The following is a 22,936-nucleotide window of genomic DNA, read 5'->3' as shown; positions in this document are numbered from 1 at the left end:
ACACCATGATGCAGCAAGCCACCGCCCTCGCCAACGCCGTTCCCGCCAGCGCCGACGCCACCCTCGCCCTCCTCTGGGAGCGCATCCGCCGCCAGGGCGACATGCCCGGCTTCACGCGCGCCATCAACGCCATCCTGAGTGCGATGCGCGGCGAAGACGAGCGCGAATTCTCGATGACGCAGACGGTCCTGTCGGACCCGGTCCTGACGCAGAAGGTACTGCGCCTGGCCAACAGCGGCATGTACTCGGCTTTCGGGCAGCGCATCAATACCGTGTCGAAAGCGGTGCTGGTGCTTGGCACCGAGGCCATCGGCCACCTGGCGCTGGGCCTGAAACTGATCGAGGAAATCTCGAAAAGCACGCCCGACTCGGCCAACGCCCACGTCGAGATGGAAAAGGCGGTACTCGCCGGGATGGTCGCGCAGCAGATCGCCGCCAGCGCCTCCACCCGCGACCCGGAAGAAGCAGTGGTCTGCTCGATCCTGCATTCGCTCGGGCGGATGATGGTCACGTTTTACCTGCCCGAGCGCTGGACCGCCCTGCAGGCGGCGGCCGGCGCCGGCAACGAGGGCGCGGCCGCGCCCGGGCTGCTCGGCCTCTCGCTCGAAGCCCTCGGGCGCGCCACCGCCGAACACTGGGGCCTGCCGCGCAACCTGGTGGCCGGCATGCGCACGCTCGAGCCGGCCGAACGTGAGGAGGGTTTCGGCCACGACGACTGGCTGGCGGCGCTGGGCACGATGTCGACCCGCTGCGCCAACTCGCTCTGGAACGACGACGAAGCCGGCGCCGCCGAGGTACAGGAACTCGCCGCCGCGTTCGCGCCGATGCTTGGCGTCCAGGTGGAACACATCCTTGGCGCAATCGACCGCGCCCGGACCGACGCCGCGGCCGACCTGACGATTGCGCCGCTGGCCAATCCGGTCGACAAGCGCGCCAGGGTCGATGTCGTCACGCGCAAGCGCGAAGCCGGCAACCGCATCCTGATGAGCGGCGTGGCCGACATGCGCGACGCCGGCATGGCCGTCAACCCGGGCCAGATGATGTCGATGGCGCTGGAGACGGTATTCCAGGGCCTGTCGTTCACGCGCGCCTTTGCCTTCCTGCGCAACCGCCGCGAGGGCAAGTACCTCGCCAAGATGGGCTTCGGCACGGGTACCAAGGTCCTGCTGCCGAACCTGGCCTTCGACGACGGCTACGAGGCGGACGTGTTCCACGCGGCCCTTGCCAGCGACCGTGTGATCTTCATCGAAAATGCGCAGGACCCGAAGTTCTCAAGCAAGCTGCCCGGCTGGTGGAAGGGCACGCTGTCGGAGGCGCGCAGTTTCGTCGTCGTGCCGCTGTGCCTGAACGGCCAGCCGGTCGGCTTCATCTACGGCGACTGGGACGATACCTTCCCGTCGGTGCACCTGAGCCAGACCGAGTTCTCGCTGCTCAACGACCTGCGCAGCCTGGTCGTGCGCACCGTCGAGCGGCGCGCAGGGGTCGAGGTCGCGGCCGTCGGCCGGGCTTGAGCGCCTGACAAACGGTCCTGTCAGACGCTCATAACTACGCGAGTTTCGGTGTGGCGACGTCCACGTCGCCGCACTGCGCCCGGTGCATCAGCGCGTGGTCGATCAGGACCAGCGCCAGCATCGCCTCGGCAATGGGCGTGGCGCGGATGCCCACGCAAGGATCGTGGCGGCCGAAAGTTTCCACAGTCGCCGGCGCGCCCGCCTTGTCGATCGAGCGGCGCGGTACGCGGATCGAGGAGGTCGGCTTGATCGCCAGCGAGACCGTGATCTCCTGGCCGCTCGAAATCCCGCCCAGCACGCCGCCGGCGTTATTCCCCACGAAGCCCTCGGGCGTCAGTTCGTCGCCGTGCTGCGACCCCTTCTGCGCCACCGAGGCAAATCCCGCACCGATCTCCACGCCCTTCACGGCATTAATCCCCATCATGGCGTAGGCGATGTCGGCGTCGAGCTTGTCGTAGATCGGCTGGCCCCAGCCGACCGGCACGCCAGTTGCGACCACATCGATGCGCGCGCCGATCGAGTCGCCCGCCCGGCGCAGTTCGTCCATGTAGGCTTCCATCCGTGCCAGCAAGGCGGCGTCACCGGTGGCGGCGAAGAAGGGATTGTTCGCGACATGCTCCCAGCCGCCGAACGGTACTTCGATCTCGCCGAGCTGGCGCATGCAGCCGGCAAACTCGACGCCATGGCGCTCGCGCAGCCATTTCTTTGCTACCGCCCCTGCCCCGACCACGGGCGCGGTCAGGCGCGCCGACGAGCGCCCGCCGCCGCGCGGATCGCGCACGCCGTACTTGTGCCAGTAGGTGTAGTCGGCGTGGCCCGGGCGGAAGGTCTCGACGATGTTGCCGTAGTCCTTGCTGCGCTGGTCTTCGTTCGGGATCAGGAGCGCGATCGGGGTGCCGGTCGTGACGCCCTCATACACGCCTGACAGGATCTGCACGCGGTCCGCTTCCTGGCGCTGGGTCACGTGACGCGAGGTGCCGGGTTTGCGCCGGTCGAGCTCGGGCTGGATGTCGGCTTCGCAGAGGGCCATGCCCGGCGGGCAGCCGTCGATGACGCAGCCGATCGCGGGGCCGTGCGACTCGCCGAAAGTGGTAACGGAAAACAGCTTGCCGAATGAATTGCCGGACATGGTAGCGAAAAGGGTAGTGGCGAAAAGACCATTCTACCAGCGTGCGGCAAGTGCGGGACGGAAGCCGCAAAAGACGAAGGAAAGGCCTTCGCCGCACGGCGCGGACGACTATTTTTTGCCGTACGGCAATTTTTTTCCGTTCAAATAAGTAATAGCCGTTATACTGCCCGGGTACGAAATGCAGAGCCCAAGCCTGGAGACGGAATAATAATGCCCGCATCGATTACGCCTGGAGTCGGTGCCGCCGCACGCGACGACCTGGCATTCCTGGACAAGGCGTCCATCGCCCCCGCTTACCCGCCGAGCTGGCGCGTCCTGATCGTGGACGAGGACGCCGCTGTCCACTCCACCACCACTTCCGCCCTCGCCGGCCTCGACGTCCAGGGCCGGCCGTTCGAATTCCTGCATGCCGCCTCAAGCACGGCAGCGCACGCCCTGCTGGCGCAGGAGCCGGACATCGCCGTGATCCTGCAGGGCGTCGGCGCCGGGCAGCCGGACGCCGGCCTGCACCTGGTGCGCCACATCCGCGAAACGCTCGGCATGCTGGAAGCGCGCATCATCCTGCGCGCAGACGGGGACAGTGCACCCGGGATCGACGCCATCCGCGACCTCGACATCCACGATGTCCAGACCCGGTCCGGGCTCACGCGCACGGGGCTGTACACGGCGGTGGCCGCCGCGGTGCGCTGCTACCAGCAGCTGCGCGCCCTGAGCGTCGGCCGCGCCGGGCTCGAGCGCATCGTCCACGCCGGCGCCGAATTCATGACCCTGCACGGCCCGCACGAAGTGGCGCGTTCGGTGCTGGTGCAGGCCGCCGCCCTGCTCGGCCAGCAGCCCGACGGCGTGCTGTGCACCCGCGACGGCGGCCAGTTGCGCGTGCTCGGCGGCGAGGGCAGCGGGCGCGACCTCGAAGGCGGCCCGCCCGAGGTCCACGTCGATACGCGCATTGCCGCCAGCCTGCGGCGCGCGTTCGACGAACGCAGCATCGGCTTCGGCCCCGGTTGCCTCTCCCTTTATTTCCCCGGCAAATCCGGGCGCGACTTCGCCGCCGCGATCCCTCTGCGCCAGAGCGTGAGCGAAGGCGCGAGGCGCCTGCTGCGCGTGTTTGCCAGCGTCGTTTCGGTGGGGCTCGACAACCTGGAACTGGTCGGGCGCCTGAACGATGCCGCGTTTTTCGATAGCCTGACGCGCCTGCCGAACCGTACCCGCCTGGTCGAGGAACTGGATGGGGCAGTAGCAGTTGCCGCCGCCGGCGACCGTGCCAACGACATCGTCCTGACCCTGGTCGACCTCGACCACTTCGCCGCGTCGAACGACGCCCTCGGCCATGGCTTCGGCGACCTGCTGCTGGTCGCCGTGGCAGAGCGGCTGCAGGCGAAACTGCATCCGCGCCTGTTCGTGGCACGCATCGGCGGCGATACCTTTGCCGTGCTGGGCGACGGCGCGCTCAACACGCCGGCCACGATCCACGCCCTGTTCGACGCGCCGTTCTCGATCGACGGCCACGCCGTGCAGGCCTCCAGCACGCTCGGCCTGGTGCGGCTGCTTGATCACGACGGCGCCGGTGCCGATGCGCTGAAGGACGCCGACATTGCCCTCAAGCGCGCCAAGTCGCAGCAGCGCGGCGGGCACTTCACTTTCTCGCGGGGCATGGGCGTCGAAATCCGCGAGCGGGTGCGCATGATGCACGCGCTGCGCGGCGGCCTCGAGCGCGGCGAACTGTTCCTCGCTTACCAGCCCCAGGTCGACCTGGCCACGCGCCGGCCCTTCGGCGCCGAGGCGCTGCTGCGCTGGCGCACTGCCGACGGCCAGCATGTGCCGCCCGACCGTTTCATCCCGATTGCCGAGCATTCCGGCCTGATCGTCGAGATCGGCGCCTGGGTGCTGCGCGAAGCCTGCGCCGAACTGATGCGCATCCGGGCCGCCGGCCAGCTCGACTTCACGATGTCGGTCAACGTCTCGCAGGCGCAGTTCCGCCATCCGCAATTCATGGAGGTGCTGCGCAGCGCCCTGCTGGACACCGGCGCGCCGGCGCGCTACCTGGAACTGGAGATTACCGAATCGATGGCGATGGAAGAGCCGCAGCAGCTGGTCGAGATGCTGGCGCAGGTCAAGCGCACCGGCGTATCGATCGCGATCGACGACTTCGGCACCGGGTTTTCCTCGCTGTCGCACCTGCAGGGCCTGAACGTGGACCGGCTGAAGATCGACCGCACCTTTGTCACCGAGATCACCGGCTCGGCGCGCGGGAGCAGCATCGCGGCCATGGTAATCCAGCTCGGACGCAACCTGGGCCTGTCGGTGATTGCCGAGGGCGTCGAGGACGAGCGCCAGGCGCAGATCCTGCACGCGCTTGGCTGCCCGCTGGCGCAAGGTTATTTGTTTGCGCGGCCGCTGTCGCCGCAGGCCTTATTGGAGTGGCTGGGTGGTCAGCAGGATCGGGCCGCGTAACAGGATGACGCCCGTAGGGTGGACGGGAGACCCGTCCACCCTACAAAACCGGAGCGACGCTACCTCAATCCTCCGCCGCCTGCTCCGCCGGCCAATCCCGGATATACGCCTTGAGCATCCGGTTCTCGAAGCTTTGCGCCTCGAGCACGGCGCGGGCGACGTCGTAGAACGAGATCACGCCCAGCAGCGTCTTGGCGTCCATCACCGGCAGGTAGCGCGCGTGCTTTTCCAGCATCATGCGGCGCACTTCGTTCACTTCGGTTTCGGGGGTGACCGTGATCGGGCTGTCGTCCATATGCTTGCGCACGGTGCCGGCGCCGAGCGCCCCGCCGTTGGCATGCAGCACCTTGATCACTTCGCGGAAAGTCAGCATCCCGACCAGGTCGCCGTACTCCATCACCACCAGCGAGCCAATGTCCTTCTCGGACATCGTATTGACCGCGTCGGCCAGCAGCGTCTCCGGGGTCACCGTATAAAGGATGTTGCCTTTCACCTGCAGGATTTCCGAAACTTTCATATTGGCCACCCCGGCGTCAGTTAATGTATTCACTAGTAGTTTCTTTGTTTAAGTCTCTGTTTTAATCTTTGCATAAGGCATAACACGAATGTAGCTTAAGCCTAGCAGAAAATCCAGATTCACAGGCAGAAGAAGCCGCGGCCACTGATGAATGATGTGCATCCGTCATCAAGAATGCTACGATGCCGCCCATCGTTCCTTCCTTGATGAGTACACCATGAGCGGTCCACGTTACCCCGGCTTCGATACGCTGTCGCTGCATGCGGGCGCCGCGCCCGACCCGGCCACCGGCGCGCGCGCCACGCCGATCCACTTCACCTCCTCGTTCGTCTTCAAGGACGCCGACCACGCGGCCTCGCTGTTCAACATGGAGCGCAGCGGCCACGTCTACTCGCGCATCTCGAACCCGACCAACGCCGTGCTGGAAGAGCGCATCGCCGCGCTCGAGGGCGGCGTGGCCGGCATCGCCACCGCCAGCGGCCAGGCCGCGATGCACCTGGGCCTGTGCACCATCGCCGGGGCCGGCTCGCACATTGTGGCCTCGCGCGCGCTCTACGGCGGCTCGCACAACCTGCTGGCCTATACCCTGAAGCGCTTCGGTATCGAGACGACTTTCGTCGACCCGCGCGACATCGACGCCTGGCGCGCCGCAATCCGCCCCGAGACGAAACTGCTGTTCGGCGAAACGCTGGGCAATCCGGGCCTGGACGTGCTCGACATCCCCACCATCGCGGCGCTGGCCCACGAGCACGACCTGCCGCTGATGGTGGACGCCACCTTCACCACGCCGTACCTGCTGCGTCCGTTCGAGCATGGCGCGGATGTAGTCTTTCACTCGGCCACCAAGTTCCTGTGCGGCCATGGCACGGCCATCGGCGGCCTGCTGGTCGACGGCGGCACTTTCGACTGGCAGCGCGCCCACGACCGCACCGGCCGCTTCGCCGAACTGTGCACTCCCTACGAGGGCTTCCACGGCATGGTCTTCACCGAGGAGTCGACCGTCGGCGCTTTTGCCCTGCGCGCGCGGCGCGAGGGCCTCCGCGATTTCGGCGCCGTCATGAGCCCGCATAACGCGTTCGCCGTGCTGCAGGGGATCGAGACCCTGGGGCTGCGCATGGACCGCCACGTCGCCAACACGCGCCGCGTGATCGATTACCTGGTATCGCACCCGGCGGTCGAGTCGGTGTCCTATCCCGAGCTCGAGAGCCATCCCGACCACGCCCTCGCCCGCAGCTTGCTGCCGAAGGGCTGTGGCGCCGTGTTCACCTTCGTGCTCAAGGGCGGGCGCCCGGCGGGACGGCGTTTCGTCGACGCCCTGACGGTGTTTTCGCACCTGGCGAACGTGGGCGACGCCAAGTCGCTCGTCATCCATCCGGCCTCGACCACGCACTTCCGGGTGCCGGCCGAGCAGCTCGCCGCGTCCGGCATCACGGAAGGCACGATGCGCCTCTCGGTCGGCCTGGAAGACGCCGATGACCTGATCGACGACCTGGCGCGCGCGCTCAAGGCGTCGCAGAAAGGAGCCTAAGGATGAGAAAGAGCGTGATCCTCGAACTTCAGGGCAAGGCCGCTTATTGCTACACGGGCGGCAAGGCATTCGACCCGCAACTCCCGACCGTCGTCTTCATCCACGGCGCGCAGAACGACCACTCGGTGTGGGCGCTGCAGTCGCGCTGGTTCGCGCACCATGGCCATGGCGTACTGGCGGTCGACCTGCCGGGGCATGGCCGCAGCGCGGGGCCGGCACTGGCCAGTGTCGAAGCGATGGCCGACTGGCTGCTGGCGGTGCTGGACCAGGCCGGCGTGACGAGGGCGCTGCTGGTCGGCCACAGCATGGGCTCGCTGATCGCGCTCGAAACCGCGCACCGCGCTCCAGAGCGTGTGCGCGCGCTGGCGCTGCTCGGCACGACCTACCCGATGAAGGTATCGGACGCCCTGCTCGCCACCTCGCGCGACGACGAGGCGGCCGCGATCGACATGGTCAACATCTGGTCGCACTCGACGATGGCGCACAAGCTCGCGAGCCCGGTGCCGGGCTTCTCGGTGATGGGGGGCGCGCAGCGGCTGATGGCGCGCATGTCGGCCATCAATCCCGACCACCTCTTCCATACGGATTTCTCGGCCTGCAATGCGTACGCGAATGGCGAGGCCGCGGCAGCGAGCGTACGCCCCCCGACCCTGTTCATTTTCGGCCGGCAAGATATGATGACGCCGCCGCGCTCGACCAAACTGCTGACGGCTGCGATCGCGCACGGCAAGGTGGTGCAGGTCGACGCCGGGCATTCGCTGATGAGCGAACAGCCGGATGCGGTGCTCGGTGCGCTGGCGGGCTTTGCCGCCTCGCTCGACTGATCCGGGCCTGAACTACCTTACCGCCCCGCAAAATACGCGCTGATCGGCTGCTCCAGCCCCTGCGCCACGGCGCCCTCGACCTGGCGCGCCAGCTCATTCGGATCAAACGACAGCGGCGAGCCCGCCACCTGGCGTGCGGCCGGCGCCAGGTCGGCGTGGGCGCCGCCGAACACGAACAGGCGGTACACGTCGGCCACGCGCAGCTTGTCGGCGTCCGCCAGCAATACCCATGACTCGACGGCGGCTCCGGTCCAGCGCGCACTTGGCGCCCCTTCCGCCTGAACCCGCCCGACCCAGCCTGCCGCCGCCATCTGCTCGAGCAGCAGGTCGAGTTCGTCGTAGCCGATGCGCGTATGGGCGCGGATCGCGCCAGCCGGCACCAGCGCCGACCCGGTCGCATGGGCACCGCCATGCAGTACTTTCAGTACCGCCATTGCATCGATGAAGGCGCCGCCCGGCGCCGGCACATGCCACCAGCGCTCGTACTTGACCGTCGGCAGCGCCGCGGCCAGCACCGCGCCCAGCAGCGTGATCAGCCAGGACAGGTACATCCACAACAGGAACAGCGGCAGCGCCGCCAGTGCACCGTAAATGATGGCGTAGGTCGGGAACTGGCGGATGAAGAGGGCAAACAGGCGCTTGGCCAGCTCGAACGCGATGGCCGCCGCCAGCGCGCCCCACAGTGCATCGCGCCAGTCGACGCTGCGGTTCGGCACGGTCACGTACAGGAGCGTGTAGGCGCCGGTCGTCAGCGCGAGCGAGGCCAGCGTCGAGAAGACGGTCGCGAGGGGGGTCGACAAGGCGCTGCCCAGCAGCGGCACCGACTGCGCCATGCCGCCGGTGGCCGTGAACAGCTGGCCGGTGAACGAGATCGACAGGCCGAACAGGAGCGGACCGAGGGTGATCAGCGCCCAATACACCAGCATGCGCTGCATGAGCGGGCGCGGCCGGCGCACGCGCCAGATCTGGTTGAAGACGCGCTCGATCATGCCCATCATGGCCGTGGAGGTGAAAAACAGCATGACGGCGCCGAGCAGCGACAGGCCCTTGGCCTTGTCGGCAAACTGGGTCAGGTTGGCGATGATCGTGTTCGATATCGCCTTCGGCATCAGGGCTTGGGCGAAATACGTTTCCAGGGCCGTGCGGAGCTGACCGAAAATCGGAAACGTGGTAAAAATTGCTAACACAATCGTCAGCAGCGGCACCAGTGCGAGGGTGGTGGTGAAGGTCAGGCTGCCTGCCACTTGCGGCAACATTTCCTCACGCAGACGGCGTCGCGCAAAGCGGACCAGGTCGCGCGCTTCGCCCAGCGTCAGGCCGCGCATCCGCTCGGCGCCGAGGTTGACGATGTCGTTGGAGGAGCGCGAAATCGCGTGCACTGTTTTGGAGAACATCGGTCGTCTTAATTCGCGTGTGGATTCGCCCAGAGCATTAGCATAAGTGCGCCTGAAAAAACCTTCAGGGCAAGGGATGCGGCCTCCCGACGCGGCGACGAAGACAGTACGACTGTACGGCGAGGAGCTGCAACGCAGCTATGGAGGTTTTGTTAGGCGCTCTAAGCATGTCATTTCAGCAAAGCATTCTATAATACCAACGATGAACCCGACCCTGACAATTCTTGTGTTGTACTACTCGCGCCATGGCGCTACCCGCAAACTGGCCGAGCTGATCGCGCAGGGCGTCGAGAGCGTCCCCGGTGTCGAGGCGCGCCTGCGTACCGTACCGGCAGTCTCGACCGTGACCGAGGCAACCGAGCCCGCCATTCCCGATGGCGGCGCCCCCTATGTCGAGCTGCAAGACCTGGCCGAATGCGCGGGACTGGCGCTGGGTTCGCCCACGCGTTTCGGCAACATGGCAGCGGCAATGAAATACTTCCTCGACGGCACCGCAGCCGAATGGCTGGCCGGCACCCTGTCCGGCAAACCTGCGGTCGTGTTCGCTTCTACCGGCAGCCTGCACGGCGGCCAGGAGGCGACCTTGCTGTCGATGATGATTCCGCTGCTGCACCACGGCATGATGGTGATGGGCTTGCCCTACACCCATCCGGAACTGATGACCACGTCCAGCGGCGGCAGCCCCTACGGGGCCACCCACTGGGCCGGGATCGACGGCGACAAGGCGGTCACCGAAGACGAAAAACGCCTTGCGATCGCACTCGGGCGCCGCCTGGCCGAGGCTGGCGCCAGGTTGCAAGCTCCTTTGCAACCACAACTGTACGGACCACGCTGATGCAAACCCCTAAGCTTTTTCTCGCCGGCGCCATCGCCAGCCTGGTATGGCTGATCGGCTGGCTGGTGGCCTGGGAAATGTGGGTCGCCCCGCTGCACCCGGGCGGCTCGCTGCTCGCGCTCAAAGCCCTGCCGCTGCTCGTTCCCCTGCGCGGCGTCATCAGGCGCGACCTGTACACGCTGCAATGGTCGTCGATGGTCATCCTCGTGTATTTCGCCGAAGGCGCGGTGCGCGCCTGGAGCGATACGAACGAAGTCTCGCGCTTCATGGCCATGGGCGAAGTGGTGCTGGTGTGCGTGTATTTTGCCTGCGCCCTGCTCTACCTGCGCCCCTACAAGAAGGCCGCGCAAAAGCTGGCCAAGGAATTGCTCGACAAGGTGAAAGTGCCGCATGACTGAGGACGCATGACGGACGAATTCGTCGGGCGCTGCCGCAGCATTGTCGGCGCGCCCTGGGTGCTGGCGGACGCGCCGGCAATGGCGCCCTACCTCACCGACTGGCGCGGCCGCTTCACGGGCCGTGCCAGGGCGGTGCTGCTGCCAGCCGACACGCAGGAGGTGGCGCAACTGGTCGCCGCATGCGCAGCGGCGCGGGTGCCGATCGTGCCCCAGGGCGGGCGCACCGGGCTGGTGCTGGGCAGCGTGCCCGATGCCAGCGGCGAGGCGGTCGTGCTGTCGCTGCGGCGCATGAACCGCATCCTCGAGGTCGATCCGACCAACCGCACCATCCTGGTGCAGGCAGGCGCCATCCTGCAGGAGATCCAGGACGCGGCCAGCAATGCCGGCCTGCTGTTTCCCCTCTCGCTGGCAGCCGAGGGCAGTTGCACGATCGGCGGCAACCTGTCGACGAATGCCGGCGGCACCGCGGTACTTCGTTACGGCAATACCCGCGAACTCTGCCTGGGCCTGGAAGTCGTCACGCCCCGCGGCGAAGTGTGGGACGGCCTGCGCGCCCTGCGCAAGGACAATACCGGCTACGCGCTGCGCGAACTGTTCGTGGGTGCCGAAGGCACGCTCGGCATCATCACGGCGGCCGTGCTGAAGCTCTACCCGCAGCCGAAGGCGTCCACGACCGCGCTGGTGGCAATGGATTCGCCGGCGCGCGCCCTGTCCCTGCTGTCGCTGATGCAGGACGTGTGCGGCCCGAGCCTCACGGCCTACGAGCTGATGTCCGACTTCTGCCTGCGCCTGGTCGCCCACCATTTCCCGCACCTGCCGCGCCCGTTTGCGGCCACGCACGCCCAGTACGCGCTGCTGGAAGTGTCGAGCAGCGAATCGGAAGAACACGCCATCCGGTTGCTCGAGTCCGGCATCGAGGCGGCCCTCGAGGGCGGGCTGGCGATCGATGCCGTGGTGGCGATGTCGACGGCCCAGTCGGGCGGTCTGTGGCAAGTGCGCGAGCACATTTCATTGGCGCAAGCGGCCGCCGGCAAGAACATCAAGCATGACGTGTCGCTGCCGATCTCGCGCATCGCCGACTTCATCGCCACCACCGACGCGCGGCTGGCCGAGGCCTTTCCCGGCTGCCAGGTGGTCTGCTTCGGCCACCTGGGCGACGGCAACCTGCACTACAACGTGGCGCCGATGGAAGGCGTGGCGCACGAGGCTTTCCTGGCCAACCAGGAGGCGATCAACCGCATCGTCCACGACAGCGTGGTTGCCTTCGACGGCTCGATCTCGGCCGAGCACGGCATCGGCGCGCTCAAGGTCGACGACCTGAAACGCTACAAGGACCCGGTCGAGCTGAACATGATGCGTGCCATCAAAGCCGCCCTCGACCCGCTCGGCATCATGAACCCCGGCAAAATCCTATGAACCGGGAGAGAAAATGGGACGCATCATGGCGGTGATGGCGGCGTGCTTATTGGCATCGGGAGTGGCAGGCGGTGCAGGAGCACAGCCGGTGTACAAATGTACGGTTGGCGGCAAGGTCAGCTACGCAGATCAACCGTGCGCGCATGGCACGGCCACCGTCCTCAGCGTGCCACCGGCGCCGGCCGATGCCGGCAAGGCCGCCGCAAAACTTGAACGCGACAAGGCAAGGCTGGCGGAACTGGAAAAGGGACGCCATGCACGCGCGGTGCTGGAGGACCGCGAACGGGAACGCGCGGCCCGGGCCGCGGCAACCCAGCGCCAGAAATGCGAGCGCCTGCGCCTGAAAGCCAGGTGGCTGAACGAGGACCTGGCGCGCGCCGGGCGCGAGGCCGCGCACGCGGCGCGGCTGAAGGCAAAACGGCAGGCGGAGGCGCTGGCGGTGGAATGTCCGGCCTGAGCGTCCTTTCGCGCTGGCTGCTGCTCGGCGAGTGGCGTGCCCACCCGGTGCGCGCCGTGCTGGCGGTGGCGGCGATCGCCGTCGGCGTGGCGATGGGCTTTGCCATCCACCTGATCAACGCGGCCGCCTTTAATGAATTTTCTGCGGCGATCAAGAGCCTGTCCGGCCAGGCCGACATCCAGGTGCTGGGGCGCGAAGCCACCTTCGACGAATCGATCTACCCGGTGCTGGCCCAGTACGAGGGGGTGGCGCTGGCCTCCCCCGTGCTCGAGCTGCAGGCCGCCGTGCCCGCGGCCAAAGGCTCGCTGCGCCTGGTCGGCATCGATCCGCTGCGCGCCGGCTACATTGCGCCCGACCTGCTCGGCGTGCCCGCCGAGGGACGCGGCAGCGACGTGCTGGGCGACGCCACCATCTTCCTGTCGCCGGCGGCGCAAAGCTGGCTGAACCTGGGCAAGGAGGCGCCACCGGGTAACAATCTCACCCTGCGCGCCGGCACCACGGACTTTTCGCTGCGCGTCGCCGGCCCGGTGGCGCGCGCACGGCCCGGCCAGCGCTTCGGCGTGATGGACATCGGCGCCCTGCAATGGCGCTTTGGCCAGCTCGGGCGCCTGTCGCGGGTCGACCTGAGACTGCGCGACGGCGCCAACCGGGCCGCGTTCGAGCAGAAACTGACGGCCGACCTCGAGCGCCAGTTCCCCGGGCGCTTCCGCATCCAGCAACCGAACGACAGCGACCAGGAAAGCCGCAACAACAACCTGAGCCGCGCCTACCGCGTCAACCTCACCGTGCTGGCCCTGGTCGCCCTGTTCACCGGCGCCTTTCTGGTGTTCTCCACCCAGGCCCTGTCGGTGATGCGCCGGCGCAGCCAGTTCGCCCTGCTGCGCGTGCTGGGCGTCGAGCGCCGCCAGTTGCTGCGCCAGGTGCTAGTGGAAGGCGCGAGCCTGGGCGTGATCGGCGCCGCGCTGGGCGTGGCCGCCGGCTACGCGCTCGCCGCCACCGCCCTGCGCCTGTTCGGCGGCGACCTCGGCGCCGGCTACTTCCCCGGCATCAAACCGCAGGTCGTGTTCACGCCGGTCGCAGCCGCCGTCTTCTTCGCCCTGGGCCTGGGCGTGGCCCTGCTCGGCTGCCTGGCGCCGGCACTGGAAGCGGCGCGCGCCCGCCCGGCCGTGGCCCTGAAGTCCGGCAACGACGAAGCCGCACTGTCACGGCTGTCGCGCGTCTGGCCCTCGCTGGCCTGCCTGCTGCTGGCGGGCGCGTTCTCATTGGCGCCGCCCGTGTTCGAGTTGCCGCTGTTCGGCTATGTTGCGATTGCCCTGCTGCTGGTCGGCGGGATCGGCCTGATGCCGCGCCTGGCGTCTTCCACCTTCCGCCTGCTGAACCGTCCGCTGTTACGCCACCCGAAGGCTCCACCGGTGCTGGCGCTGACGCTGGCGCGCCTGGCCAATTCCCCGGGCCAGGCCTCGATCGCCCTGGGCGGCGTGCTGGCCAGCTTCAGCCTGATGGTCGCGATGGGGATCATGGTGGCGAGTTTCCGCATTTCGGTGGACGACTGGATGCGCCACATCCTGCCGGCCGACCTGTACGTGCGCACGGCCTCCGGCGGCAGCTCCGGCTTCTTCGGCAAACCCGAACAGGAAGCGATCCTGCGCGCGGCCGGCGGCAACCCCGTGCAGTTCCTGCGCACGCGGCCGATCTCGCTGGCATCGAACCGCCCGGACGTGGTGCTGATCGCGCGCGACATCGATGCCGCCGACCCCGGTCGCCTGCTGTTCCTGGTCGGCGAATCGCGTCCCGTACCGCCAGGCGCACGGCCGGCCTGGGTGTCCGAGGCCATGCTCGACCTGTACGGCGCGCAGGTCGGCCAGACCCTGTTGCTGCCACTCGGCGGCAGGCCCGCGCCATTTTTTGTCGCTGGCGTGTGGCGCGACTATGCCAACCAGTCCGGCTCGGTCGTGGTACGCCTGGCGGACTACCGCGCGCTGACCGGCGCCGACGAGGTCACCGACGCCGCGATCTACGCCGGCAGCGAGGCGGCCACCGACACCATCGAAGGGGCATTGCGCAAACTCCCGTTCGGCCCCGCGCTGCAGTTGGCCCGTCCCGGCGAAATCCGCGCGATGAGCCTGCAGATTTTCGACCGCAGCTTCGCGGTGACCTACTTGCTGGAGGCGATCGCGATCGTCATCGGCCTGTCGGGCGTGGCGGCGACCTTCTCGGCGCAGACGCTGGCCCGCGCGAAAGAGTTCGGCATGCTGCGCCACGTCGGCGTCACGCGACGCCAGGTGCTGGGCATCCTGGCCTGCGAGGGCGGCCTGCTCACCCTGCTGGGCGTGGCCTGCGGCTTCGCGCTCGGGCTGGTGATCAGCCTGATCCTGGTTTTTGTCGTCAACCCGCAGTCGTTCCACTGGACCATGGGGCTGCACCTGCCCTGGGGGCTGCTCGGCACAGTGGCCTTCGTGCTGGTTGCCGCGTCGGTCGCCACCGCCCTGGTCTCGGGACGCTTTGCATTATCCGGCGGGCCGGTGCGTGCCGTCAGGGAGGACTGGTGATGATGATGAAACTGCGGCTATTCGCCGTTTTGCTGCTGTTGTTGACCAACGGGTGTCTTGCCGCGCCGCCGGCGTTTGCCCCGGTGAAACCGGTGCGCGCCCTGAATTTTCCGGCCGACTTCGGCGCCCATCCGGAATTTCGCACCGAGTGGTGGTATGTCACGGGCTGGCTGAACACCGCCGCCGGCAAGCCGCTCGGCTTCCAGGTGACTTTCTTTCGCAGCCGCACCGAACACGACCCGGCCAACCCGAGCGCCTTTGCGCCGCACCAGCTGGTGATCGGCCACGCTGCGGTGTCCGACCCGGCGCACGGGCGCCTCGTGCACGCCGAGCGCAGCGCGCGCGAGGGCTTCGGGCTGGCCTGGGCCAAGGCCGGCGACACCGACCTGAAGCTCGACGACTGGCGCATGACGCGCGCGCCGGACGGCAGCTACCGCGTCAGCGTAAAGTCAAGCGAGCTCACGCTCGAGCTGACGCTGGCGCCGACCCAGCCGACCCTGGTGCAGGGCGAAAACGGCTACTCGCGCAAGGGCCCGGCGCCGCAGCACGCGAGCTACTACTACAGCCAGCCGCACCTGAAGGTCGCGGGCACGGCCGGCCGCGCCGGCGCCGCCGGACCGGTCACCGGCAGCGCCTGGCTCGATCACGAATGGTCGAGCGAAGCGCTGCAGCCCGAGGCAAGCGGCTGGGACTGGGTTGGCGCCAACCTCGACGACGGCTCGGCGCTGATGGCTTTCCAGATCCGCAAGAAGGGTAATAAACAGGACGGTGATAAACTATGGGCGCACGCGACGGTGCGCGACCGCGGCGGGAAAGTGACGCGTTACGCGCCGGAGCAGGTCAGTTTCACGCCGAAGGCGCGGTGGAAGTCGCCGCGCACGAATGCCGAGTACCCGGTCGCGACCATCATCGCAACGGGCGCCACGCGCTGGCAAATCGCCCCCCTGCAGAACGACCAGGAGCTGGACTCGCGCCGCTCGACCGGCGCCGTCTACTGGGAGGGCGCGGTGACGGTGGCGCGCGATGGCGTGCCGGCCGGGCGCGGCTACCTCGAGATGACGGGCTATGTGCGGCCGATGAAACTTTGAACCAATACAGAAACAGAACAGAACAACAACAAGCGACACGATGACGAAGCGTTCCCCCAGCACTACCCCATCTTCCGCCTCGGCGCCCGCCCCGGCCAAAGGCAGCCTCGCGGCATTCAAGGGCCTGCTGCCCTTCCTGAAACCCTACCGCCGCCAGTTCGTCCTCGCCGGCATCGCCCTGCTGTTCGCGGCCGGCGCCACGCTGGCGATTCCTGCCGCCTTCAAGCAGATGATCGACCTCGGGTTTGGCAGTACGGCTGATGGTGCCAGCAGCGCCGGCATCCGTCACATCGACAGCGCCTTCCTGGCCCTGTTCGGCGTCGCCACCGTGCTGGGCCTGGCCACGGCCGCACGCTTCTACATGGTGTCGTGGCTGGGCGAGCGCGTGACGGCCGACATCCGCAGCGCCGTGTACCGCCACGTGGTCCACCAGAGTCCCGAATTTTTCGAGACCACGCAAACCGGCGAAGTGCTGTCGCGCCTGACCACCGACACCACCCTGATCCAGACCGTGGTCGGCACCAGCATCTCGCTCGCGCTGCGCAACACGCTGCTGTTCCTGGGCGGCCTGGCGATGCTGTTCGTCACCAGCGCCAAGCTCACCGCCATCATCCTGGGCCTGCTGGTGGCCGTGATCGTGCCGATCGTGCTGTTCGGGCGCCGCGTGCGCAAGCTTTCGCGCGATTCGCAGGACCGCATCGCCGACGCCTCGGCCCTGGCCGGCGAAATCCTGAACGCCATGCCGACCGTGCAGGCCTATACCCACGAGTCGATCGAGGCCGAGCGCTTCGGCGCCACGGTCGAGGGCGCGTTCGGGGCGGCGATGCAGCGCATCCGCGCCCGTTCACTATTGACCATGCTGGCCATCGTGCTGGTCTTCGGCACCATCGTCTTCGTGCTGTGGCTGGGCGCGCATGCCGTCCTGCGCGGCGAGATGACCAGCGGCGACCTTGGCCAGTTCATCCTGTATGCGGCGATCGTGGCCGGCTCCATCGGCGCCCTGTCGGAGGTGATGGGCGAAGCGCAGCGCGCCGCCGGCGCCACCGAGCGCCTGCTGGAACTGCTCTCGGCCCGGGCCGACATCCGCAACCCGGCGCATCCGAAAGCATTACCAAAGCGTTCCTCGAATGGCGCCGCGCTCGCCCTGCAGGACGTGACCTTCGCCTACCCGTCGCGCCAGGACACGGCAGCCCTGATGCACGTGTCGCTCTCGATCCGCCCCGGCGAAACGGTGGCCGTGGTCGGCCCCTCGGGCGCCGGCAAGACCACCCTGTTCCAGCTGCTGCTGCGCTATTACGATCCGCAGGCGGGCGCGATCACGCTCGACGGCGTCGACATCCGCGACCTCGACCTGCACACGCTGCGCGGGGCGATCGGCATCGTCCCCCAAGACACGGTGATCTTCTCGGCCGATGCGATGGAAAATATCCGCTACGGCCGTCCCGAAGCGAGCGATGACGAGGTCATCGCGGTGGCGAAAATGGCCGCGGCACACGAGTTCATCGAGCGCCTGCCGCAGGGCTACCGCTCCTTCCTCGGCGAACGCGGCGTGCGCCTCTCGGGCGGCCAGCGCCAGCGCATTGCGATCGCGCGCGCCCTGCTGAAGAACCCGCCGTTGCTGCTGCTCGACGAAGCCACCAGCGCGCTCGACGCCGAATCCGAACGCCTGGTGCAGGGCGCGCTCGAGGCGGCGATGGTCGGCCGCACGACCGTCGTCATCGCCCACCGCCTCGCGACCGTGCAGCGCGCCGACCGCATCGTGGTGATGGAAGACGGGCGCGTGGTCGAATCCGGCACCCATGCCTCGCTGGTGGCCATGGGCGGCATCTATGCCAAATTGGCGGCTTTACAGTTCCATAACGTTCATGTTGAACACCCCGCATCGAACGTTGCAAACTGACACAGTTCGGTGAACATCTTGTTATTTTTTTGTTGATGCACGGCAAGATACGACTATGATGGGTGCCATCCCCATCCTCTTCGCATGTCATGTCGAACAATAAATATCACCCTGCCAACTGGAGCGTGGGCACGAAGATCAGTGCCTTCTCGTTTGCCCTGGTCGGCGCCATCATTGCCGCGCTGGTCCTGACGATCAGCATCACCACCGCCGCGCTGCTGGAAGAGCGTGCGACGCAGAACATGCAGAACGAGCTGCACGGCGTCATCAACACCGTCGAGCTGTTCAACAAGACGGTGTCGAGCGAAGCGGTGAGCTTTGGAAAGATCTTCCGGGCCGATTTCGGCAGCAGCTTCGAGCTCGACGAGGTAAACACGGTCAACATCGGCGGCAAGAGCGTGCCTGCGCTCAAGCAGGACGGCCAGTCGCTTAACCTCGACTTCAGCGCGCCGGACAAATTCAGCGCCGAGACCGGCGGCAACGCGACCATCTTCGCCGCCATGGGCGACGACTTCGTGCGCGTGAGCACTTCGGTGAAAAAAGAGAACGGCGAGCGTGCTGTCGGCACCCAGCTCGACCGCGCAAGCCCGGCCTATGCGCTCCTGCGCGAAGGCAAAACCTTCGTCGGCATGACCAGCCTGTTCGGCAAGCAGTTCATTACCCAGTACGAACCGGTGCTGGATGCTGCCGGCAAGATCGTCGGCGCCCTCTACGTCGGGGTCGACATCAGCGCCGACCTGGCGCTGCTCAAGGAACGCATCCGCGCCATCAAGGTCGGCGAGACCGGTTACTTCTACGTGCTCAATTCGGCGCCGGGCAAGCAATACGGCGACCTGGTGGTGCACCCGGCGCGCGAAGGCGAGAACATCCTCGACAGCCGCGCCGCCGACGGCCGTGCTTTTGTGAAGGAGATCCTGGAAAAGAAATCCGGCACGGCCTCCTACGAGTGGCAAAACCCGGGTGAGACGGCGCCACGCGAGAAAGTGGTCGCGTTTGCCCCGTTCAAGCAGTGGAACTGGGTGGTCGCCGGCGGTACCTACCGCGACGAAATCACGGCGCAGGCGCGCGCCCTGCGCAACCGCTACTTCCTGTTCGGTCTGGTCGCGCTGGCCACCTTTGCCGCCGCCCTGTACGCATTCGTGCGCGTCTCGGTCACCCGTCCGCTGGTCGCCGCCCGCGACGCCGCCGTCCGCATCGCCGACGGCGACCTGACGGTGCAGGTCGAACGCCGCCGCAACGACGAGATCGGCCGCTTGGCCGACGCCATGAACGGCATCAGCCGCAACCTCTCCATGGTGGTGGGCAAGGTGCGGGTCGGCGCCGAGCAGATCGCGACCGCGTCCGACGAAATCTCCTCCGGCAACCTGGACCTGTGCGCCCGCACCGAGCAGCAGGCCGGCAGCCTGGCCAGCACCGCCTCCTCGATGGACGAGCTGACGACGACCGTACGCCAGAACGCCGAGCACGCGCGCCAGGCCAACGAGCTGGCAGTCAGCGCCTCCGGCATTGCGCAGAAAGGCGGCAGCATGGTCGCGCAGGTGGTCGACACGATGGAATCGATCCAGCAGTCCTCGCGCAAGATTTCGGAGATCACCGGCGTCATCGACGGCATCGCCTTCCAGACCAACATCCTGGCCCTGAACGCCGCCGTCGAAGCGGCGCGCGCCGGCGAACAGGGGCGCGGCTTCGCGGTCGTCGCCACCGAAGTGCGCAACCTGGCCCAGCGCAGCGCGGCGGCAGCCAAGGAAATCAAGGCGCTGATCGCCGCGTCCAGTCTGGATGTCGACACCGGCAGCAAGCTGGTCACGCAAACCGGCGTGACGATGAACGACCTGCTGGCGGGCGTGGGCAGGGTCACCAGCATCATGGCCGACATCACCGCCGCCAGCCTTGAACAAAGCAGCGGCATCGAGCAGGTCAACCGCGCGATCGGCGAGATGGACGAATCGACCCAGCACAATGCCGCGCTGGTCGAACAGGCCAGCGCCGCCGCCCAGGCGATGCAGGACCAGGCCGCCGAGCTGGCGCGCGCCGTGCGGCTGTTCAGGCTGGACGAGGCGGCCGGCGCCCCGGCGCTGGCGCAGCCCGTGCGTAGGGAGGCGCTCAGCCACGGCTGATCGAGCCGCGCTCTCTGCCGCCGGGACGTAGGGGAGATGCAATGACAGCCGCCCCCGCTTCGGTGTAGAGTAACAGCCCCACCCCAGGAGCCGACCTTGCTTGATGCCGAACTGATCCGCCGCTGCCACACCGTCTTCCCCGGCCACCGCGCCCGCACGCCCGCCGAGACCTTCGCCGCCATGGCAGCCTGGTGCGAACAGAACGGCGTCCAGCACGACGTCTACGGCAACGGCGACCTCATCGAAAGCTTCGAAGACAAGGTCGCCGCCCTGCTCGGCTTCCCGGCCGCCGTGTTCTGCATCAGCGGCACCATGGCCCAGGTCACGGCGCTGCGCCTGGCCTGCGAGGACCGTGGCGGCAGGCCCGCCGCGCTGCACCCGACTTCCCACATTTTCGTCCACGAGCGCTCGAACTACCAGTTGCTCGGCCACTTCGACGCCCTGCAGGTGGGCGACCGCAATCGCCCATGGGACGTGGCCGACCTCGAGGCGGTGCCGGACAGGCTGGCCGCCATCGGCATCGAAATCCCGATGCGCGAGATCGGCGGCCAGGTGGCGAGCTGGGAAGAGCTGGAGGCCATCAAGCTGCACGCCAGAAGCCGCGGCGCACACCTGCACATGGATGGCGCGCGGCTGTGGGAAGCGGCGGCGGGCTATGGCCGCAGCGTTGCCGAGATTGCAGCCGGTTTCGATTCGGTCTACGTGTCGCTGTACAAGGGCATCGGCGGCCTGGGCGGCGCCATGCTGGCGGGAAGCCGCGAGTTTGTCGAGCGCGCCGCCGAGTGGTTCCGGCGCCAGGGCGGCAATGTCGTGCACCGCTCGCCATATGTGGTCGCAGCAAGCATGCAGTTCGACGCGCGCCTGGCCGCCATGCCCGATTATTTCCGGCGCACCCAGTTTTTGCATGAGGCGCTGCGCGATCACCCGCTCATCCGCGTCAACCCGGCCACCCCGGCCGCCAACATGCTGCACCTGCATTTGCCGGTGAGCCGCGAGCGCGCACTGGCGATCCGCGCGGAGCTGGCCGAACGGCACGGCATCTGGCTGTTCAACCGAGTGTCGAATGGCGTGCTGCCCGATACGAGCTACTTCGAGCTGTATGTGGGCGATAATTTGCTGGACATGCCGGACGACCGCCTGCGGGAAGCCCTGGCGATCTTCGCCCGAGCGTTGACATAAGATACAATGCCGGGTTTCCCCTGAAGGCTAGCAATGCGCCAATATCTCGACTTCATGCGCCATGTGAAAGAGCATGGCGCGCTCAAAACCGACCGCACCGGCACCGGCACCCTGTCCGTGTTCGGCCACCAGATGCGCTTCAACCTGCAGGACGGGTTTCCGCTGGTGACCACCAAGAAGGTCCACCTCAAATCGATCATCCATGAACTGATCTGGTTCCTGCAGGGCTCGACCAACATCGCCTACCTGAATGACAACGGCGTCTCGATCTGGGACGAGTGGGCCGATGCCGAGGGCGAGCTGGGTCCGATCTACGGCTACCAGTGGCGCAATTGGCCGACCCCGTCGGGCGCGCACATCGACCAGATCAGCCAGGTGCTTGACCAGATCAGGAACACGCCCGACTCGCGCCGCATGATCGTCTCGGCCTGGAACGTGGCCGACGTGCCGCAGATGAAGCTGCCGCCCTGCCACGCGCTGTTCCAGTTTTATGTCGCGGACGGCAAGCTGTCCTGCCAGCTGTACCAGCGCAGCGCCGATATCTTCCTCGGCGTGCCCTTCAACATCGCCTCCTACGCACTGCTGACCCACATGATGGCGCAGCAGGCAGGCCTGGAAGTGGGCGACTTCGTCTGGACCGGCGGCGACAGCCACCTGTATTCGAACCACCTCGAGCAGACCGACCTGCAGCTCTCGCGCGAGCCGCTGCCGCTGCCGAAGCTGGTCATCAAGCGCAAGCCAGAGTCGCTGTTCGACTACCGCTTCGAGGACTTCGAGTTTGTCGATTACCAGTCGCATCCGGCGATCAAGGCGCCGGTGGCGGTGTAACCCTGCTGTCAGCCAGCGCGGCCGGCGCCATGAGTATCCTCGGGTCGGTCCAGGCCCTCGCCGTACGTCCCCTGGGCACGTCCGCGCCCATTCCGGTCGAGCAGGTACAGGCGCTCGCCGGCACCGGCCTGCAGGGCGACATGCATGCCCACGCCCTGTCGCCGCGCCAGCTGTTATTCGCCAGTAGCCACGTGTATGCGTCATTGGCGCTGCCGCCGCACGCCTTGCGCGAGAACCTGCTGGTCGACATCGACACCTCCCGCCTCGCTTCCGGAACGGTCCTGCAGGTCGGCAGCAAGGCCACGATCCGGCTGATGTTCCAGTGCGAAGCCTGCGGTGGGCTCGACACGCAGCGGCCGGGACTGTCACGAGCCATTGGCGCAAGCCGCGGCATGCTGGCACGCGTGCTCTGCGGCGGACGCATCGGGCGCGGCGACACGATACGCGCGCTCGACAGCGGGATGCCGCCCTGGCCGGAGGACTGGCGTGCCCGGGTCGCGCTGGTGCTCGATGCCGTGCCGCCAGGCTCGGCGATCGAATACAGGCAGCTGGCGCGCCTGGCCGGCATCCAGTCGTCCTACTGCCGCGCCTTCCCGCGCGTGATCGTCGGGCTGGGGCCTCGGTATGCCGGCAAAGCCGTCACCTCGCAGTCGGCCAGCACCCTGCCGCGGTGGGATGGCGCGGGCCTGTTCGATCTTTTTTAGCGGGTCTGAACTTGACAGGGACGGCTGCGAGCGACACCATCTGCCGACTTCACAGTACAAGGACCACCGGCATGCGCTTCCCTACCCCGATTCTCTTTCACCGCGTGCGAG

Annotated in this window: 18 protein-coding genes; 15 read left to right on the top strand and 3 right to left on the bottom strand. The window is 67.4% G+C overall.

Going from position 1 to position 22,936, the window contains the following annotated elements; translation table 11 throughout:
* Positions 1–5: 5 nt before the first annotated feature.
* Positions 6–1,511 carry an HDOD domain-containing protein gene (locus ACFPN5_RS12940; protein ID WP_379783826.1) on the top strand — a complete coding sequence of 502 codons (1,506 nt, stop codon included), beginning with the start codon at positions 6–8 and terminating at the stop codon, positions 1,509–1,511.
* Between the two features lie 34 nt (positions 1,512–1,545).
* On the opposite strand, the gene aroC is transcribed toward ACFPN5_RS12940, so the two are convergent.
* Positions 1,546–2,640 carry a chorismate synthase gene (aroC, locus tag ACFPN5_RS12935; RefSeq protein WP_379783824.1) on the bottom strand — a complete coding sequence of 365 codons (1,095 nt, stop codon included), beginning with the start codon at positions 2,638–2,640 and terminating at the stop codon, positions 1,546–1,548.
* Positions 2,641–2,850: 210 nt separating this feature from the next.
* On the opposite strand from aroC, the gene ACFPN5_RS12930 reads away from it, so the two are divergent.
* On the top strand, positions 2,851–5,091 hold the full coding sequence (locus ACFPN5_RS12930; RefSeq protein ID WP_379783822.1) for a putative bifunctional diguanylate cyclase/phosphodiesterase: 2,241 nt from the start codon (positions 2,851–2,853) through the stop codon (positions 5,089–5,091).
* Positions 5,092–5,155: 64 nt separating this feature from the next.
* Here ACFPN5_RS12930 and ACFPN5_RS12925 read toward each other — a convergent pair whose 3' ends face one another.
* Positions 5,156–5,608, bottom strand: a complete 453-nt coding sequence (locus ACFPN5_RS12925; RefSeq protein WP_379783920.1) for a CBS domain-containing protein — start codon at positions 5,606–5,608, stop codon at positions 5,156–5,158.
* Between the two features lie 217 nt (positions 5,609–5,825).
* Between ACFPN5_RS12925 and ACFPN5_RS12920 the strand changes: the two genes are divergently transcribed.
* Both ACFPN5_RS12920 and ACFPN5_RS12915 read left to right on the top strand, forming a co-directional pair.
* The gene (locus ACFPN5_RS12920) at positions 5,826–7,136 is read left to right on the top strand and encodes an O-acetylhomoserine aminocarboxypropyltransferase (RefSeq protein WP_379783820.1); all 1,311 of its coding nucleotides are present in this window, start codon (positions 5,826–5,828) and stop codon (positions 7,134–7,136) included.
* A 14-nt stretch (positions 7,137–7,150) separates the two neighbouring features.
* Entirely contained in the window at positions 7,151–7,960 is an 810-nt protein-coding gene (locus ACFPN5_RS12915) for an alpha/beta fold hydrolase (protein ID WP_379783818.1), read from the top strand.
* Between the two features lie 17 nt (positions 7,961–7,977).
* Here ACFPN5_RS12915 and ACFPN5_RS12910 read toward each other — a convergent pair whose 3' ends face one another.
* Positions 7,978–9,354 carry a YihY family inner membrane protein gene (locus tag ACFPN5_RS12910; protein WP_379783816.1) on the bottom strand — a complete coding sequence of 459 codons (1,377 nt, stop codon included), beginning with the start codon at positions 9,352–9,354 and terminating at the stop codon, positions 7,978–7,980.
* A 202-nt stretch (positions 9,355–9,556) separates the two neighbouring features.
* Between ACFPN5_RS12910 and wrbA the strand changes: the two genes are divergently transcribed.
* The 11 genes from wrbA to ACFPN5_RS12855 all read left to right on the top strand — a co-directional run bounded on the left by wrbA (position 9,557) and on the right by ACFPN5_RS12855 (position 22,825).
* On the top strand, positions 9,557–10,189 hold the full coding sequence (gene wrbA, locus ACFPN5_RS12905; RefSeq protein ID WP_379783814.1) for an NAD(P)H:quinone oxidoreductase: 633 nt from the start codon (positions 9,557–9,559) through the stop codon (positions 10,187–10,189).
* The gene (locus ACFPN5_RS12900; RefSeq protein WP_379783812.1) at positions 10,189–10,587 is read left to right on the top strand and encodes a DUF2069 domain-containing protein; all 399 of its coding nucleotides are present in this window, start codon (positions 10,189–10,191) and stop codon (positions 10,585–10,587) included. The genes wrbA and ACFPN5_RS12900 overlap by 1 nt, the downstream gene beginning before the upstream one ends.
* A gap of 6 nt (positions 10,588–10,593) precedes the next feature.
* Positions 10,594–12,003 carry an FAD-binding oxidoreductase gene (locus ACFPN5_RS12895; protein ID WP_379783810.1) on the top strand — a complete coding sequence of 470 codons (1,410 nt, stop codon included), beginning with the start codon at positions 10,594–10,596 and terminating at the stop codon, positions 12,001–12,003.
* Positions 12,004–12,016: 13 nt separating this feature from the next.
* Positions 12,017–12,460: a DUF4124 domain-containing protein gene (locus ACFPN5_RS12890; RefSeq protein ID WP_379783808.1), complete on the top strand. Its 444-nt coding sequence runs from the start codon at positions 12,017–12,019 to the stop codon at positions 12,458–12,460.
* Positions 12,448–15,009: an FtsX-like permease family protein gene (locus tag ACFPN5_RS12885; protein ID WP_379783806.1), complete on the top strand. Its 2,562-nt coding sequence runs from the start codon at positions 12,448–12,450 to the stop codon at positions 15,007–15,009. Before ACFPN5_RS12890 ends, ACFPN5_RS12885 begins: the two co-directional genes overlap by 13 nt.
* A gap of 5 nt (positions 15,010–15,014) precedes the next feature.
* The gene (locus ACFPN5_RS12880) at positions 15,015–16,097 is read left to right on the top strand and encodes a lipocalin-like domain-containing protein (protein WP_379783918.1); all 1,083 of its coding nucleotides are present in this window, start codon (positions 15,015–15,017) and stop codon (positions 16,095–16,097) included.
* Positions 16,098–16,137: 40 nt separating this feature from the next.
* A complete protein-coding gene (locus ACFPN5_RS12875; protein ID WP_379783804.1) occupies positions 16,138–17,997 on the top strand; it encodes an ABC transporter transmembrane domain-containing protein in 1,860 nt (619 codons plus the stop codon).
* A gap of 89 nt (positions 17,998–18,086) precedes the next feature.
* Positions 18,087–20,114, top strand: a complete 2,028-nt coding sequence (locus ACFPN5_RS12870; RefSeq protein WP_379783802.1) for a methyl-accepting chemotaxis protein — start codon at positions 18,087–18,089, stop codon at positions 20,112–20,114.
* 96 nt (positions 20,115–20,210) lie between these two features.
* Positions 20,211–21,293 (top strand): threonine aldolase family protein, encoded by a 1,083-nt coding sequence (locus ACFPN5_RS12865; protein ID WP_379783800.1) that lies wholly within the window; start codon positions 20,211–20,213, stop codon positions 21,291–21,293.
* 33 nt (positions 21,294–21,326) lie between these two features.
* Positions 21,327–22,121, top strand: a complete 795-nt coding sequence (gene thyA / locus ACFPN5_RS12860) for a thymidylate synthase (protein WP_379783798.1) — start codon at positions 21,327–21,329, stop codon at positions 22,119–22,121.
* A 29-nt stretch (positions 22,122–22,150) separates the two neighbouring features.
* Positions 22,151–22,825 (top strand): MOSC domain-containing protein, encoded by a 675-nt coding sequence (locus tag ACFPN5_RS12855; protein ID WP_379783796.1) that lies wholly within the window; start codon positions 22,151–22,153, stop codon positions 22,823–22,825.
* Positions 22,826–22,936 lie beyond the last annotated feature (111 nt).

Source organism: Massilia niabensis, from assembly GCF_042655085.1.
GTDB lineage: Bacteria > Pseudomonadota > Gammaproteobacteria > Burkholderiales > Burkholderiaceae_D > Telluria > Telluria niabensis.
Note: the sequence above shows the minus strand (reverse complement) of the source record. Positions and strands in the feature narration are given on the sequence as shown.

Coding starts and splice junctions, on each gene's coding strand:
- ACFPN5_RS12940 (WP_379783826.1), top strand. CDS start 6: ATGATGCAGCAAGCCACCGCCCTCGCCAACGCCGTTCCCGCCAGCGCC.
- aroC (WP_379783824.1), bottom strand. CDS start 2,640: ATGTCCGGCAATTCATTCGGCAAGCTGTTTTCCGTTACCACTTTCGGC.
- ACFPN5_RS12930 (WP_379783822.1), top strand. CDS start 2,851: ATGCCCGCATCGATTACGCCTGGAGTCGGTGCCGCCGCACGCGACGAC.
- ACFPN5_RS12925 (WP_379783920.1), bottom strand. CDS start 5,608: ATGAAAGTTTCGGAAATCCTGCAGGTGAAAGGCAACATCCTTTATACG.
- ACFPN5_RS12920 (WP_379783820.1), top strand. CDS start 5,826: ATGAGCGGTCCACGTTACCCCGGCTTCGATACGCTGTCGCTGCATGCG.
- ACFPN5_RS12910 (WP_379783816.1), bottom strand. CDS start 9,354: ATGTTCTCCAAAACAGTGCACGCGATTTCGCGCTCCTCCAACGACATC.
- wrbA (WP_379783814.1), top strand. CDS start 9,557: ATGAACCCGACCCTGACAATTCTTGTGTTGTACTACTCGCGCCATGGC.
- ACFPN5_RS12900 (WP_379783812.1), top strand. CDS start 10,189: ATGCAAACCCCTAAGCTTTTTCTCGCCGGCGCCATCGCCAGCCTGGTA.
- ACFPN5_RS12895 (WP_379783810.1), top strand. CDS start 10,594: ATGACGGACGAATTCGTCGGGCGCTGCCGCAGCATTGTCGGCGCGCCC.
- ACFPN5_RS12890 (WP_379783808.1), top strand. CDS start 12,017: ATGGGACGCATCATGGCGGTGATGGCGGCGTGCTTATTGGCATCGGGA.
- ACFPN5_RS12885 (WP_379783806.1), top strand. CDS start 12,448: ATGTCCGGCCTGAGCGTCCTTTCGCGCTGGCTGCTGCTCGGCGAGTGG.
- ACFPN5_RS12880 (WP_379783918.1), top strand. CDS start 15,015: ATGAAACTGCGGCTATTCGCCGTTTTGCTGCTGTTGTTGACCAACGGG.
- ACFPN5_RS12875 (WP_379783804.1), top strand. CDS start 16,138: ATGACGAAGCGTTCCCCCAGCACTACCCCATCTTCCGCCTCGGCGCCC.
- ACFPN5_RS12870 (WP_379783802.1), top strand. CDS start 18,087: ATGTCGAACAATAAATATCACCCTGCCAACTGGAGCGTGGGCACGAAG.
- thyA (WP_379783798.1), top strand. CDS start 21,327: ATGCGCCAATATCTCGACTTCATGCGCCATGTGAAAGAGCATGGCGCG.
- ACFPN5_RS12855 (WP_379783796.1), top strand. CDS start 22,151: ATGAGTATCCTCGGGTCGGTCCAGGCCCTCGCCGTACGTCCCCTGGGC.